The organism is Fundicoccus sp. Sow4_H7, from assembly GCF_052115865.1.
Classification (GTDB): domain Bacteria; phylum Bacillota; class Bacilli; order Lactobacillales; family Aerococcaceae; genus Fundicoccus_A.
On the sequence record NZ_JBQKME010000032.1, the window covers coordinates 1 to 497 of the forward strand.

A 497-nucleotide genomic window follows, 5' to 3' on the forward strand; every position below is an offset into this window, starting at 1 on the left:
CCAAATAACATAAGGGGGATATCTACGCATGAATCATTTTATCGAAAAAACACTACAATTGAAAGACCCAAATATTACAATTGATACTGAAAAAGTTGATGAGGTGAAAGTGAACGGTCGTTTTTCTCTTATCTACTACGGAAAATTATCCTATACACCTAAAGCTTGTGAGTGTTGTGGGATAATAAACAATGCCTTTCAAGTCGTTAAGAATGGCTATCGAACAGATTCACGTATCACTCTAAATACAATCTCAGCTATGCCAGCTTATTTGAAGCTTAAGAAGCAACGCTTTTCTTGCAGAGAATGTGGATAAAATTTTACAGCTAAAACGACGGTTGTCGCAAAACATTGTTTCATTTCAAACGGCGTTAAACAAAAGATTATGGACTTGAGCACACGTGTTCAAACTGACACAATGATTGCTCAAGATACTTTTGTTTCGACTCATACTGTTCGTCGAGTGATTAAACAAACGGCTTCTGCTATACGTGTTA

General features: G+C 36.2%; 1 protein-coding gene. It reads left to right on the forward strand.

Features of this window, described 5'->3' with window-relative positions:
- Window positions 1-28: 28 nt before the first annotated feature.
- Window positions 29-316, forward strand: a complete 288-nt coding sequence (locus ACTQ54_RS12415) for a hypothetical protein (protein WP_441757251.1) — start codon at window positions 29-31, stop codon at window positions 314-316.
- The last annotated feature ends 181 nt before the right edge of the window (window positions 317-497 follow it).

Excerpts from the sequence above, each read along its gene's own strand:
- ACTQ54_RS12415 (WP_441757251.1), top strand. The coding sequence starts at position 29 with ATGAATCATTTTATCGAAAAAACACTACAATTGAAAGACCCAAATATT.